This window comes from Pseudomonas sp. ASL7 (assembly GCF_056680375.1).
In genome coordinates this window covers 4,204,346-4,218,523 of sequence record NZ_CM155279.1, presented here as the reverse complement: position 1 = coordinate 4,218,523, position 14,178 = coordinate 4,204,346, and the positions used below count along the sequence as shown (strand labels likewise).

General features: G+C 57.9%; 11 protein-coding genes. All 11 read right to left on the bottom strand.

Annotated features, from left to right (window positions below):
- Positions 1 to 33: 33 nt before the first annotated feature.
- Positions 34 to 1,263, bottom strand: a complete 1,230-nt coding sequence (locus AC1MDT_RS19565; protein ID WP_480418543.1) for a multifunctional CCA addition/repair protein — start codon at positions 1,261 to 1,263, stop codon at positions 34 to 36.
- 63 nt (positions 1,264 to 1,326) lie between these two features.
- Complete coding sequence (locus AC1MDT_RS19560; RefSeq protein ID WP_480418542.1) at positions 1,327 to 2,889, bottom strand: SpoVR family protein; 1,563 nt, start codon at positions 2,887 to 2,889, stop codon at positions 1,327 to 1,329.
- Positions 2,886 to 4,157 (bottom strand): YeaH/YhbH family protein, encoded by a 1,272-nt coding sequence (locus tag AC1MDT_RS19555; protein ID WP_480418541.1) that lies wholly within the window; start codon positions 4,155 to 4,157, stop codon positions 2,886 to 2,888. Before AC1MDT_RS19555 ends, AC1MDT_RS19560 begins: the two co-directional genes overlap by 4 nt.
- Before the next feature lie 144 nt (positions 4,158 to 4,301).
- Positions 4,302 to 6,224, bottom strand: coding sequence for a PrkA family serine protein kinase (locus AC1MDT_RS19550; RefSeq protein ID WP_116265126.1), 1,923 nt, complete (start codon positions 6,222 to 6,224; stop codon positions 4,302 to 4,304).
- Between the two features lie 296 nt (positions 6,225 to 6,520).
- On the bottom strand, positions 6,521 to 6,850 hold the full coding sequence (gene glpE / locus AC1MDT_RS19545; protein ID WP_414907906.1) for a thiosulfate sulfurtransferase GlpE: 330 nt from the start codon (positions 6,848 to 6,850) through the stop codon (positions 6,521 to 6,523).
- 33 nt (positions 6,851 to 6,883) lie between these two features.
- The gene (locus tag AC1MDT_RS19540) at positions 6,884 to 7,765 is read right to left on the bottom strand and encodes a symmetrical bis(5'-nucleosyl)-tetraphosphatase (RefSeq protein WP_480418539.1); all 882 of its coding nucleotides are present in this window, start codon (positions 7,763 to 7,765) and stop codon (positions 6,884 to 6,886) included.
- Positions 7,765 to 8,145 (bottom strand): Co2+/Mg2+ efflux protein ApaG, encoded by a 381-nt coding sequence (apaG, locus tag AC1MDT_RS19535; RefSeq protein ID WP_480418538.1) that lies wholly within the window; start codon positions 8,143 to 8,145, stop codon positions 7,765 to 7,767. The genes AC1MDT_RS19540 and apaG overlap by 1 nt, the downstream gene beginning before the upstream one ends.
- 123 nt (positions 8,146 to 8,268) lie before the next feature.
- A complete protein-coding gene (rsmA, locus tag AC1MDT_RS19530; RefSeq protein WP_414907909.1) occupies positions 8,269 to 9,087 on the bottom strand; it encodes a 16S rRNA (adenine(1518)-N(6)/adenine(1519)-N(6))-dimethyltransferase RsmA in 819 nt (272 codons plus the stop codon).
- Entirely contained in the window at positions 9,084 to 10,067 is a 984-nt protein-coding gene (gene pdxA / locus AC1MDT_RS19525) for a 4-hydroxythreonine-4-phosphate dehydrogenase PdxA (RefSeq protein ID WP_480418537.1), read from the bottom strand. The genes rsmA and pdxA overlap by 4 nt, the downstream gene beginning before the upstream one ends.
- Entirely contained in the window at positions 10,064 to 11,386 is a 1,323-nt protein-coding gene (gene surA / locus AC1MDT_RS19520; protein ID WP_480418536.1) for a peptidylprolyl isomerase SurA, read from the bottom strand. Before surA ends, pdxA begins: the two co-directional genes overlap by 4 nt.
- A complete protein-coding gene (locus AC1MDT_RS19515; protein WP_480418535.1) occupies positions 11,361 to 14,156 on the bottom strand; it encodes an LPS-assembly protein LptD in 2,796 nt (931 codons plus the stop codon). The genes surA and AC1MDT_RS19515 overlap by 26 nt, the downstream gene beginning before the upstream one ends.
- Between the last annotated feature and the right edge of the window lie 22 nt (positions 14,157 to 14,178).

Genomic DNA, 14,178 nt, shown 5'->3' with positions numbered 1-14,178 from the left:
ACCCCTGTGGGAGCGAGCCTGCTCGCGAAGCTTTTAAACAGACGCCGCCTCTTTGTAAGCTTTCAGCGCCTTTAGACGCTCACGCTTGATCGCCTCGCCCAACTCTGGCCCTTTAAATCCCTTCTCCAGCAATGGCTGAACCGCCACACCCCGTGCCGCCGAAGCCGCCCCGCGCAAATAATCCGCCTGTGGATAACTTCTCTGCTCCAGCCCTTTGCGCCCTCGAGCGTCCATCTCGCAGGCGGCGATGAACTCTTCGAAGCGCTGCGGCCGGCGGTAAACATCAAAACTCTGCAACAACTCAAGCAAGGTTGACGGCTTCAGCTCCAGGGCACGATGGCCGTGCGTGTGATATTGGCCTACCAGCAGCGCCAGTTCCTGACAATCCTTCGGCGCCTTGAAGCGTTCGTTGACCGCTTTGATCAGCTTCAGCCCTTTGTGTTCATGGGCAATATGGCGTGGCCATTCTTCCTCCGGCGTCAGTCCTTTGCCCAGATCATGCAGCAGGGATGCCCAGCGCACAGTCAGCGGTTGTTTGTGCAGCGCTGCTTGCTCCAGTACGCTCAGGGTGTGCGCGCCGGTGTCGATCTCCGGGTGATGGGCTTCAGGCTGCGGAACGCCAAACAGCGCGTCGACTTCCGGCATCAGCACTTTGAGTGCGCCGCACTCGCGCAGCACTTCGATAAACACCTGAGGCTGGTCTTCCAGCAGTGCGCGGGAAATTTCTTTCCAGCTTCGTTCTGCGGTCAAGGCTTCGAGTTCGCCTGACTCGCTGAGCTGGCGCATTAGCTCAAGCGTTTCCGGGGCTACGGTAAAGCCCAGGCCGGCATAGCGTGCGGCAAAGCGTGCAACACGCAAAACCCTGAGTGGATCTTCGGCGAAAGCAGGGGAAACGTGACGAAGCAGCCGCGCTTCGAGATCGAGTTGGCCATGGAAGGGGTCGGTCAGGTTTTGTTGATCGTCTTCGGCCATGGCATTGATTGTCAGGTCGCGGCGAATCAGGTCTTCTTCAAGGGTGACTTCAGGGGAGGCGTGAAAAGTGAAGCCGCCATAACCGCGACCACTTTTACGTTCGGTCCGGGCCAGGGCGTATTCCTCACCGCTTTTTGGGTGAAGGAACACAGGGAAGTCTGCGCCCACTGGACGAAAGCCTTTGGCGAGCATGTCTTCGGCAGTGGCGCCGACCACAACCCAGTCGATATCGGTGACAGGTTTGCCCAGCAGGCGATCGCGTACGGCCCCGCCGACTTTATAAATCTGCATAAAAAACCTCCGTTAGCTCGACAGAATAACCTTTGCGTCGAACTTCCGGAGGCAGAAACAGAATCAAAGGTGGATGACGGCCAGGTCCAGTCGACCGTATTCGCCTTCGCTGTGTTCACCTCTGGGTGGTACGTGGTGGGTTTTCATCACCTGGTCTCCTTGCAGGGTTTCCAGGTGGATGTCGAAGCCCCAGAGGCGGTGCAGGTGTTTGAGCACTTCCTCGGTGGACTCTCCCAAGGGTTTGCGGTCGTGCTGCTGGTGACGCAAGGTCAGTGAGCGGTCGCCGCGCCGGTCGATGCTGTAAATCTGCACGTTGGGTTCGCGATTGCCCAGGTTGTACTGCGCCGCCAGGGTTTCCCGAATGGTGCGATAGCCATCTTCGTCGTGAATCGCTGGCACAAGCAGATCGTCCTTTTGGTCGTCATCGAGAATGCTGAACAACTTCAGGTCGCGGATCACCTTCGGAGACAAGTACTGCAGGATGAAACTCTCATCCTTGAAGCTGCTCATGGCGAACTTGATGGTCGACAGCCAGTCGGTGCCGGCAATCTCTGGAAACCAGCGGTAGTCCTCCTCGGTCGGGTTTTCACACATGCGCCGGATATCCCGGTACATGGCAAAACCCAGCGTGTAGGGGTTGATCCCGTTGTAGTACGGGCTGTCAAAGCCGGGCTGATAGACCACGCTGGTATGAGACGTCAGAAACTCCATCATGAAGCCGTCGGTGACCAGGCCTTCGTCGTACAAGTCGTTCATCAGGGTGTAGTGCCAGAACGTGGCCCATCCCTCGTTCATCACCTGGGTCTGACGTTGTGGATAAAAGTATTGGGCGATCTTACGCACGATCCGCACGATTTCCCGCTGCCATGGCTCCAGCAGTGGCGCGTGTTTTTCGATGAAATAGAGGATATTTTCCTGAGGTTCGGCGGGGAAGCGCGCATTGTCCTTGTCGCTGTACTTGTCAGCACCCTTGGGAATGGTCCGCCACAGATCGTTGATCTGTTTCTGCAAATGCTCCTCTCGATCCTTCTGCCGACGACGTTCTTCTTCCGCCGAAATCGGATACGGGCGTTTGTAGCGGTCAACACCGTAATTCATCAATGCGTGGCAGGAATCGAGCAGGTCTTCCACCGCGTCGATGCCGTGGCGCTCTTCGCACTGCATGATGTACTGCTTGGCGAACACCAGGTAGTCGATGATCGAGCTGGCATCGGTCCAGGTGCGGAACAGGTAGTTACCTTTGAAGAAGCTGTTATGGCCATAGCAGGCGTGTGCCACCACCAAGGCCTGCATGCAGATGGTGTTTTCTTCCATCAGATAGGCGATGCACGGGTCGGAATTGATCACAATCTCGTAGGCCAGCCCCATCTGGCCTCGGCTGTAGGATTTCTCGGTGCTAAGGAAGTGTTTGCCATAGGACCAATGGTGATAACCCAGTGGCATGCCGACAGAGGCGTAGGCGTCCATCATCTGTTCGGCGGTGATCACCTCTATCTGGTTTGGGTAAGTGTCGAGCGCATAGCCCGCCGCAATACGACTGATTTCGCGGTCGTAGGCCTGGATCAGCTCGAACGTCCATTCGGAGCCGGTAGAAATGGGTTGGCGCTTCTGCTCTTTGGCGGTCATGTCACTAACCTGCGCTGGAAGAGTTCACGGAAGACCGGATAAATATCCCCGGCCGAGACCAGTTGTTGCTGGGCAAAAGTGTCGGAAAAGGCTTCGGCGATGCGTTCGTACTCAAACCATAGGGCCTGATGTTCGCGCGGGGTTATCTCAACATAAGTGTAGTACTGCACGAACGGCATGATCTGGTTGATCAGGATGTCGCGGCAGATCGGCGAGTCGTCGTTCCAGTTGTCGCCGTCGGAGGCCTGGGCGGCGTAGATGTTCCACTCATTGCTTGGATAGCGCTCTGCCATGATTTCCTGCATCAGTTTCAAGGCGCTGGAAACAATGGTGCCACCGGTCTCGCGAGAGTAGAAAAATTCCTCCTCATCGACTTCCCGGGCACTGGTGTGGTGGCGGATGAAGACGACGTCGATCTTTTCGTAGTTACGCTTGAGGAACAAGTACAGCAAGATGAAAAAGCGTTTGGCGATGTCCTTGGTCGCCTGGGTCATCGAGCCGGAGACGTCCATCAGGCAGAACATCACTGCCTTCGAGCTGGGGTTTGGTTGCTTGATGAGCAGGTTGTACTTGAGGTCGAACGTATCGAGGAACGGCACGCGATGAATACGCGCACTGAGCTTTTCGATTTCGGTTTCGATTTTCTGAATATCGCCGAAGTTATCCGGTTCATCGCGCTTAAGTCGCAACAGTTCGTCTTTTGCTTCGCGCAATTTTGCCCGGCTGCTGCCGGACAGGGCGATTCGTCGTGCATGGGCCGAGCGCAAGGTACGGATAATGTTGATCCGCGACGGATTGCCCTCATTGCTGATCCCGGCACGGACGGTCTTGAAGGTGTCGGTACCCGTCAGGTTGCGCTTGACCAGGTTCGGTAGCTCAAGGTCCTCGAACATGAACTCCAGAAACTCTTCCTGGGTGATCTGGAAGACGAATTCGTCCATCCCCTCGCCCGAGTTACCGGCCTTGCCGGGGCCTCTGCCGCCACTACCTCCCGGCGGACGTGCAATGTGCTCGCCGCTGGTGAATTCCTTATTGCCCGGGTGCACGACGGTCTGCTTGCCGCCGCGCCCGTGGTGAAGCACCGGCTCGTCAATGTCGCGGCCGGGGATGCTGATCTGTTCGCCGTGCTCCATATCGGTAATGGAGCGGCGGCTGACGGCCTCTTCGACGGCCTTTTTGATGTGATCACGGTACCGCCGCAGAAAGCGCTGACGGTTCACCGTGCTCTTGTTCTTGCCATTGAGACGTCGGTCGATCACATAGCTCATAGGCCCTCCGGGGAGCTTCGAGTCATAAGCTTCAAGCTGCAAGACAGAAGCTTCAGAAACAAGCGGCGTGCGACATATGGCCACAATTACTACGCAAACTGCGCGCTTGTGACGGTAAGTTGTCGTTTGCCGCTTGCAGCTCCCTTATTGGGACTTTCTGACCCGCAGGTACCACTCGGACAGCAGTCGTACCTGTTTGTCGGTGTAACCGCGTTCGACCATTCGTGTGACGAAGTCGTTGTGTTTTTGCTGGTCCTCTTTGCTGGCCTTGGCGTTGAAGCTGATGACCGGCAGAAGGTCTTCGGTGTTGGAGAACATTTTCTTCTCGATGACCACCCGCAGTTTTTCGTAGCTGAGCCAGGTCGGGTTTTTGCCGTTGTTGTTGGCCCTGGCACGTAGTACGAAGTTGACGATCTCGTTGCGGAAATCTTTCGGATTGCTGATGCCCGCCGGTTTTTCGATTTTTTCCAGCTCTTCGTTCAGCGCTACGCGGTTGAGGATCTCGCCGGTTTCCGGGTCGCGGTATTCCTGGTCCTGGATCCAGAAGTCGGCGTACAGCACGTAGCGATCGAAGATGTTCTGGCCGTACTCGCTGTACGACTCGAGGTAGGCGGTCTGGATCTCCTTGCCGATGAATTCGATATAACGCGGCGCCAGGTATTCCTTGAGGAAGCGCAGGTAGCGTTCGCGGGTTTCGGCCTGGAATTGCTCCTGTTCGATCTGTTGTTCCAGCACGTAGAGCAAATGCACCGGGTTGGCGGCGATTTCGTGCGGGTCGAAGTTGAAGACTTTCGACAGAATCTTGAACGCGAAGCGGGTGGACAGGCCGTTCATGCCTTCGTCGACGCCAGCGTTGTCGCGGTATTCCTGGATCGACTTGGCCTTCGGATCGGTGTCCTTGAGGTTTTCGCCGTCATACACGCGCATCTTGGAGTAGATGTTGGAGTTTTCCGGTTCCTTGAGGCGCGAGAGCACGGTGAATTGGGCGAGCATTTTCAGGGTGTCAGGCGCGCAATGGGCCTTGGCCAGCGAGCTGTTGAACAAGAGCTTGTCGTAGATCTTCACTTCGTCGCTGACCCGCAGGCAGTACGGTACTTTGACGATATAGATCCGGTCGATGAAGGCTTCGTTGTTCTTGTTGTTGCGGAAGGTGTGCCATTCCGACTCGTTGGAGTGAGCGAGCAGGATCCCGGTGAACGGAATCGCCCCCAGGCCTTCGGTACTGTTGTAGTTGCCTTCCTGGGTGGCGGTCAGCAATGGGTGCAGCACCTTGATCGGTGCCTTGAACATTTCGACGAATTCCATCAAACCCTGGTTGGACCGGCACAGGGCACCCGAGTAACTGTAGGCGTCGGCGTCATTCTGTGGGAATTCTTCCAGTTTGCGGATATCGACCTTGCCCACCAGCGCCGAGATGTCCTGGTTGTTTTCGTCTCCCGGCTCGGTTTTGGCCACGGCGATCTGGTTAAGGATCGACGGATAGAGTTTCACCACGCGGAACTGGCTGATGTCACCGCCGAATTCGGCGAGGCGTTTGGTCGCCCATGGCGACATGATGGTGTTGAGGTAGCGCCGGGGAATGCCGAAGTCTTCCTCGAGGATCGCGCCATCTTCAGTGGCGTTGAACAGACCCAGGGGGGATTCGAAAACCGGCGAGCCCTTGATCGCGTAGAAGGGCACCTTTTCGATCAGCTGTTTGAGCTTCTCGGCCAGGGACGATTTACCGCCACCGACGGGGCCGAGCAGATAAAGGATTTGTTTCTTCTCTTCCAGGCCCTGTGCGGCATGGCGGAAATACGACACGATCTGGTCGATGCATTCTTCCATCCCGTGGAAGTCTTCAAAGGCCGGATAGCGGCGGATCACCTTGTTGGAAAAGATTCGCGACAGTCTCGAGTTGGTCGAGGTGTCGAGCAGCTCCGGCTCTCCGATGGCCAGCAATAGCCGCTCAGCGGCGGAGGCATAGGCGCTACGATCCTGTTTGCACAGCTCAAGATACTCTTGCAACGAGAGTTCTTCCTGGCGTGTGGACTCGAAGCGTTGTTGGAAGTGGCTAAAGATACTCATGACGTCACCTCGCTCGATACGTGGAGCCGACGCCGGATCATTCAGTCGATGCTGGCAGCAACCGAACAGGCGGTCGCTGTTTACCCCCCAGAACTCTTTCGGAGCTGACTACCCCAAAAGCTACTCCCGATGATCCGTGCGCCGGTGTACCGGCTCTCCCCTGTTTTGGATGGCCTGCGCTTAAGGATAGTTCGGAATCCGGGAGGTAAAGGCGAGATACGTAATTAGTTGTGGCAGACCGTTCGTCTGCCTGCGCGCAAGCCCGCGGGGGCTGGGGCTTGCACGTTACAAAAAAATTATTCGGAACTGCCTTGCGCGGTTTCCGAAGGATAAGTCGTACGCCACAGCTCAAAACCACCGTCCATGCTGTAGACGTCGGAAAAGCCCTGGCTGATCAGGTAGGCGGCAGCGCCCTGGCTGGAGTTGCCGTGATAACAGACCACCACGGTCGGTGCATCAAGGTCTGCACCCTGGATGAAAGCGTGCAGCGAGTGGTTGTCCAGATGCTTCGAGCCACTGATGTGCAGCGCAGCGAAGGTCGCCGGGTCGCGGACGTCGACGACAACGGCACCTTGTTCACGCAGGGCCTGGGCCTGCTCTGGGGGGATACGTTTGAATTCGCTCATGGCGGGCTCCTGTGGCTCGGCTGAATGCGCAGTCTAGCGCCGGGCGTTGGCTGACGTTTGTTCGGAAATGGAGGGTGCGACTGGCGGTAGAGTTCGGCCGTGATCGTCGCATTTGCACTGCAGGCGGACGCCGGTGTCGACGTTCATCAGGGTCATCGCGCCACCCCAGACACAACCGGTATCGAGGGCAAAAATGCCTGGTTCGTCGCACTTGCCTTCAAGGGCTGCCCAATGGCCGAAGATGATTTTCAGACCCTTGGTCTTGCGTTCCTTGTACTTGAACCATGGCGCATAACCCGGTGGCGCGGTGTCGATGCCTTCCTTGCCCTTGAGGTCGAGTTTGCCTTCGCGGGTGCAGAAACGCATCCGGGTGAAATAGTTGGTGATTACTCGCAGGCGCTCGACACCCGTGAGGTCACTGTTCCATTTCGTGGGCTCGTTACCGTACATGCCATCGAGGTAGGGGGTGATACGGTTATCGTCACGCAGGGCGTCTTCGACTTCGGCGGCGCATTTCAATGCCTTGCGCAGCGACCACTGTGGCGGTATGCCCGCATGCACGAGGACAATGTTTCGTTGTTCGTCGTAATGCATGAGCTTTTGCCGGCGCAGCCAATCCAGTAGTTCCGGGCGATCCGGAGCGTCGAGAATCTCGCGCAGGGTGTCGGCTTTCTTCAGGCGTTCAATGTTATGCCCGACGGCCAGCAAATGCAGGTCATGATTGCCGAGCACGCACACCAGGGAGTCGCGAATGCTATAGAGGAAGCGCAAGGTTTCCAGCGACTGCGGGCCTCGGTTGACCAGATCGCCTACCAACCACAGTTTGTCGCGGGCAGGGTCAAAGGCGACTTGCTTGAGCAGGCATTGCAGAGGTTCAAGGCAACCCTGCAAATCACCGACGGCATACGTCGCCATCAGTGCAGGGCTCCGGGCACCGCCAGGCGGAATGGCGCGATAATGGCGTCGAAGTGCTTACCGTCGTCGGCAATCATTTGATACGTGCCCTGCATGGTGCCGACTTTGGAGGTCATGACGGTGCCGCTGCTGTAAGTATGGCTCTCACCCACTTGAATCACTGGCTGCTGGCCAACGACGCCGGCACCGCGAACTTCCTCGACATGCCCGTCACCATCGGTGATCACCCAGTGCCGCGACAACAGCTTGGCCGGTAACTCGCCATTGTTGTGCACGGTAATGGTGTAGGCGAAGGCAAAGCGTTCATGCTCGGGTTGCGATTGTTCTGCCAGATAGCGGGTGACGACGCTGACGTCGACCTGATAACGAGGATCGGACATGCAAGAGGCCTTAAAAACGAAGCGGGACGCGGGGCGTAGCTGATAGAACTCAGTCTAGGCCAAGTATCGGGTAGTAAACCAGACATAGGCGCTGGTGTCCTACCCGATAACGCCTGCGGTCTGTCAGATATCCGCAGGCTTGTGTAGGACCTGTTCGCTGAGCTTGTCGGCCAGGCGCACGAAGGCTGCCAGATCAAGTTGCTCGGGACGCAAGCTGCCATCGACGCCGGCGGCTGTGATCTCGTCATTGCTCAGCAGCAGTTTGAGGGTGTTGCGCAGGGTCTTGCGGCGCTGGTTGAAGGCTTCGCGAACGACGCGTTCCAGCACTTTGTGATCTTTGGCTGGATGCGGCAGTACCGCGTGGGGCACCAGGCGCACGATGGCGGAATCGACTTTCGGCGGCGGATTGAACGCGCCCGGGCCAACGTTGAACAGATGCTCAACCCGGCAGTGGTACTGAACCATGATCGACAGGCGACCCCAGTCACCACCGCCAGGACCTGCCGCCATTCGCTCGACCACTTCCTTTTGCAGCATGAAGTGCATGTCACGAATCAGGCTGGCGTTATGCAGCAGATGAAAAATCAACGGCGTGGAAATGTTGTATGGCAGGTTGCCAACGACGCGAAGGCTACCTGGCGCGGCGTTCAGGCTTTTGAAGTCGAACTTCAGTGCGTCGCCCTGGTGCAGGTTGAAGTTGCTCTTGCCGGCAAACTGCTGATTGAGGATAGGGATCAGGTCTTTATCCAGTTCCACCACGTCGAGCTGGGCCCCGCTGTTGAGCAGGCCTTGGGTCAACGCGCCCTGGCCCGGACCGATTTCCAGCAGGCGGTCTTCGGGTTTGGCGTGGATGGAGCGCAGGATGCGGTCGATAACACCGGCATCATGGAGGAAGTTCTGGCCGAAACGCTTGCGCGCCCGGTGTTGGTAATGCTCGGTCATAAACGGGTCTCGGCCATCTGGTAGGCGGTTTCCAGGGCGACTTGCAGGCTGCCGGTGTCGATGTTGCCGCTGCCGGCCAGGTCCAGGGCAGTGCCGTGGTCGACCGACGTGCGGATGATCGGCAAGCCCAGGGTCACGTTGACGGCTGCGCCGAAGCCTTTGTATTTCAGCACGGGCAAGCCCTGGTCGTGGTACATCGCCAGCACCGCGTCGCAGTGCTCCAGATATTTGGGGGTGAACAGAGTGTCGGCGGGCAGGGGACCGCGAAGGTCCATGCCCTCGCCGCGCAGGCGCTCTAAGGTAGGTTCGATGATGTCGATTTCTTCATGGCCCAGGTGACCGCCTTCACCGGCATGGGGGTTGAGCCCACAGACCAGGATGCGTGGCTGGGCGATGCCGAATTTTTGTTGCAGGTCGCTGTGCAAAATTCGCGTGACCCGTTCCAGTCGCTCCGGCGTGATCGCATCGGCAATCTCGCGAAGGGGCAGGTGTGTGGTGACCAGCGCCACGCGCAATCCGCGTGTGGCGAGCATCATCACCACTTGCGCGGTATGGGTCAGGTCGGCGAGAAACTCCGTGTGCCCGGAAAAGGCGATGCCAGACTCGTTGATGACGCCCTTGTGCACCGGGGCGGTGATCATGCCGGCGAAATGCCCGTCCAGGCAGCCTTGGCCCGCACGCGTCAGGGTTTGCAGAACGAAAGCCGCATTGGCTTTGTCCAGCTGCCCGGCGATGACCGGCGCGTTGAGTGGCGTATCCCAGACATACAGGCTGTTGGCGGGCGCGGGAATATCTGGCCAGGCGTCCGGCGTTACCGGTAGCAAGTCGACAACCACGCCCAGTTGCGCGGCCCGCTCAAGGAGCAGGTCGCGGCTGGTAATGGCAATCAGGGGGTATGGCTGGGCTTTCGAGGCGAGCAGCAGGCACAGGTCAGGACCTATGCCGGCCGGCTCGCCGGGTGTCAGCGCAAAACGTTTCACTGTGCTGCCTGGCTTGCACCAGGGAGTTTGATCTCTACGTACGCTTCGTCACGGATCTGACGCAGCCAGGTTTGCAGCTCTTCGTCGTATTTGCGGTTACGCAGTACGGTCATCGCTTGCTGTTCACGGGCCTGGGTGGTGCTGTCAGTGGCGCGACGGCCAAGGACTTCCAGGACGTGCCAGCCATATTGGGTCTTGAACGGCTTGGACAGCTGGCCTTGTGGGGTCTTGGCCATCACTTCGCGGAATTCAGGAACCAGTACGTTCGGGTCGACCCAGTTCAGGTCGCCACCGTTGAGGGCGGAGCCCGGGTCTTCCGAGTAGCTTTTCGCCAGATCGCCGAAATCTTCACCCGCTTCGATACGGGTGTAGAGCGATTGGGCCAGGGCCTTGGTTTTTTCTTCGTCGCGAATCGGGCTCGGTTTGACCAGGATGTGACGAACATGCACTTCGTCACGCATCTGAGTCTCGCCGCCACGTTTCTCGAGGATCTTCAGGATAATGAAGCCGCCCGGAGTACGCATTGGCTGAGTGACGTCGCCGACAGCCATGGTGCTCAGCATGCGGTCGAACGGAGGTGGCAACTGAGCGGCTTTACGCCAGCCCATTTCGCCGCCTTCCAGTGCGGTTTCGCTGGCGGATTTGGCGATGGCCAACTGACCGAAGTCGGCGCCTTGCTTGAGCTGCTGGTAAACAGCATCTGCCTGTTTGGCGGCATTCTGAATTGTGTCGGAGTTGGCGCTTTCCGGTGTAGGAATCAGGATGTTGGCCAGGCGGAACTCTTCGGAGAGCTGCATTTTGCCCAGATCGGAAGCGAGAAAGTTTTTCACTTCCTGCTCGGAGACCTGGATGCGCTCGGCCACACGACGCTGACGCACACGGCTGATGATCATCTCGCGGCGAATCTGGTCACGGGCGTCGTCGTAAGACAGACCGTCGTGAGTCAGCGCGGCGCGGAATTGATCCACCGTCATGTTGTTGCGCTGGGCAATGGTGCCGACAGCCTGGTTGAGTTCTTCATCGGTAATGCGGATGCCCGAACGTTCGCCAATCTGCAGTTGCAGGTTTTCGACGATCAGACGCTCAAGCACCTGCTGATCCAGCACGCTGGTCGGCGGCGCGACAGAGCCGCGTTTGGCGATGGTTTGCTGAACTTCATGGACACGTTGGTCCAGTTGGCTCTGCATGACCACGTCGTTGTCGACAATGGCCACCACTTTATCGATGGACTCTACCGCGGCATTGGCAGCGGTACCCAGGAACAGCGCGCCCAGCATCAGCGGGCGCAGACAATCAGAAAGCTTGGTTTTCACGTTCACGATAACCTTGGATGCCTTTGTCGAGGAAACTCTCTACTTTGGCGCCGGTGAGGCCGCCGAGTCCCTTCAGTACAATTTGGAGGAATATGCCGTGGTCGCCTTTTTCGTTTTGCGGAGCTTGCTGACTGAGTTCGTCATAAGAAATCCAGTAACGAGTGATCAGGCGCATTTTCCAGCAGCAGTTGTCGTACTCGAAACCACCGAAGGCTTCCAGTGTGCGGTTTTGGTTGTAATCGTACTGCCAGCGGCTGATGGCGTTCCATTGCGGCACGATCGGCCACATCACCGAGAAGTCGTGCTGTACAATTTTGTAGTAGTCCTTTACGAAGCCTGGCTGGCCAGGGGTTCCATAGTCGCCGCCAACTTGCCATTTACCGGTACTTTGGTTGTAGAGGATCTGGTCATTACGATAGCGATAGCCGGCGTTGACGATCTTGTTCGGATTGTCTTCCGGCTGGTAGTGGAACATTGCGCTGCCCGAGCGAGGGCTGTGGCTGTCCGGGTCCCAGTTGTAGTCGGCCGTGGTGCGCCAATCGCGGTTCCAGCGATATTCGTAATCCAGCGCATAAGGTGAAACGTTGGCGTTCGCGGACTGAAGGGTTTTGGGATCAATACCCGGCAACTGGACTTCGCGATTCTTGAAGTACATGGCCTGGCCGACGGCGATGCGTTGGCGTTCGAAACCATCGTCTTCGATCCAGCGGTTGGTCACGCCCAGCGACAGCTTGTTCTCGTCACCGACGCGGTCGGAGCCGGAGAAGCGGTTGTCGCGGAACAGCGACGCGTAGCTGAAAGAGTATTCACTGGTGTCGAAAACAGGAATGTTTTCCTGGTCCACCTGAGGGACATAGAGGTAGTACAGGCGCGGCTCAAGGGTTTGACGATAGTCTTTGCCGAACCATTGGGTGTTGCGATCGAAATACAGGCCGCTGTCGATGCTTGCGATCGGCACGCTACGGCTTTGGCTGCTGCCAAAGGTGCCGTTCAGCTGGTCCTGTTGCGCAGTCTGGGCGGCAATCTGGCTTTTGCCAATGCTGTCCAGATCCAGTTGGTACTGTGTGTACTGGTACTTGAGTTTTGGTGTCAGGAAACCATACGTCCAGTTCATCGGCAGGCTCATGGACGGAGCAAGGTTGAGGCGGTCGCCGTTAGCGCGCGCCAAGCCTTGTACGTTGGTGTCCAGTTCTGGAGAAACACTGCCGTTTTCGTTGGTGAAGTTACCGTTTTGCAGACTCCGGTCAAATCGCACGACTTCTGTTTCGTAGTCGAGTTTTAACCCGTCCGGGTGAGTAGGCAACTCACCGTTGAAAGTGACCTGCGGCAGGCGGTCATATGGCGTGATGGCGGAAACGGTCGCCAGCTGATAAGCCTGAGCGTTCACGCGTGCGGTGTAGCTGTCGCCACGGTAGGTGACGGAGCCCTGCTGATTCACGTAGTCGGCGGGTTTCACGCCGATTTGATCGGTCTGCAGATCCTGGAAGTAGTACGGGTCGCTGAGCTTGGTGTAGTCGACTTGCGTGAAAACTCGAGAATCAAGGCCGCCCTTGTGCTGCCAGTTGTACATGTAGCGGTTTTTTTCGTAGTCGGTCTGCTGGCTGCGTTCGGTGTCTTCGTCGTTGAGATACGCGGCGCCGAACTGACCTTCGCTGGAAGGGGTCAGGTAGCGGAACTCGCCTTCCATCAGCAGGCCGTGCTTGCTCATGTAGCGTGGGTACAACGTGGCATCGTAGTTCGGGGCCAGGTTGAAGTAATACGGTGTAACCAGCAAGAAGCCGGTATCGCTGCCGGCGCCGATGGTCGGGGGCAGGAAGCCCGACTGGCGACGGTCGTCGATCGGGAAGTAGATGTATGGCGTGTAAAGGACCGGGATGTCCTGGACCCGCAACGTCACGTTGGTCGCGGTACCGAAACCGGTGGCCGGGTTCAAGGTGATGTTGTTGCCCTTGAGCTGCCAGGCGTTGCTGCTCGGCTCGCACGTGGTGTACGTACCATCCTTGAGCCGGATGATCGCGTTTTCGGCGCGCTTGGCGTACAGCGCGTTACCGCGAATACGGGATTTGTGCATCACGTATTCGGCGTTGTCGACCTTGGCTTCACCGGTGTCGAGTTGCACGTCGGCATGGTCGCCCACGAGCAGTGCGCCGTTGTCGCGAATACGGACGTTGCCGCTCAGTTCACCACGGCTCTCGGCCTGATACAGGCTTGCTTCGTCGGCTTCGACTTGCATGCTGCCCTGACGCATAACCACGTCACCGGCCAGCGTACCGACCTGGTTTTCCGTGTCATAGCGGGAGGCCTTGGCACCAATAAAGGTCGGAGCGTCACTTTTATTCGTCGTGTCATTCATGCCGGGACGAATCGGTTCGATATAGGAACCAGAGCAGTAAGGTCCGGTTTCGGCCAATTGCGCTGCAGTGAGCTTCTCGCGTGGAACCCAGTCCAGGTGACTGTAGTCTGCGCTACGTGACTTCAGTCCGCGGCCTTTGGCCTCGGTAACGAGCACAGGCTTGGCGCCGGTGTCTTCACTGGAACCGCTTTCGGCGGTAGTTTCGCCAGTGGGGCTGACTGCGTTGCCTTCATGGGCAGGACGCGGTGGCAGTACCGCCGCTGGCGATTTTGGGGCACAGTCCCAGGCACCCGCAGCAGAGACTGAACAGTCGAACTGTTCCGCGGCAACCACGAATGAGCTGGCAAGAGGTTGCAGGGCCAGCAGACTGCCGGTTACCAACAACGGAAATTTTTTACGAAACGCGGGGGATTTCAATGCCATCTTATTAGTCCGGGCTTCCTGC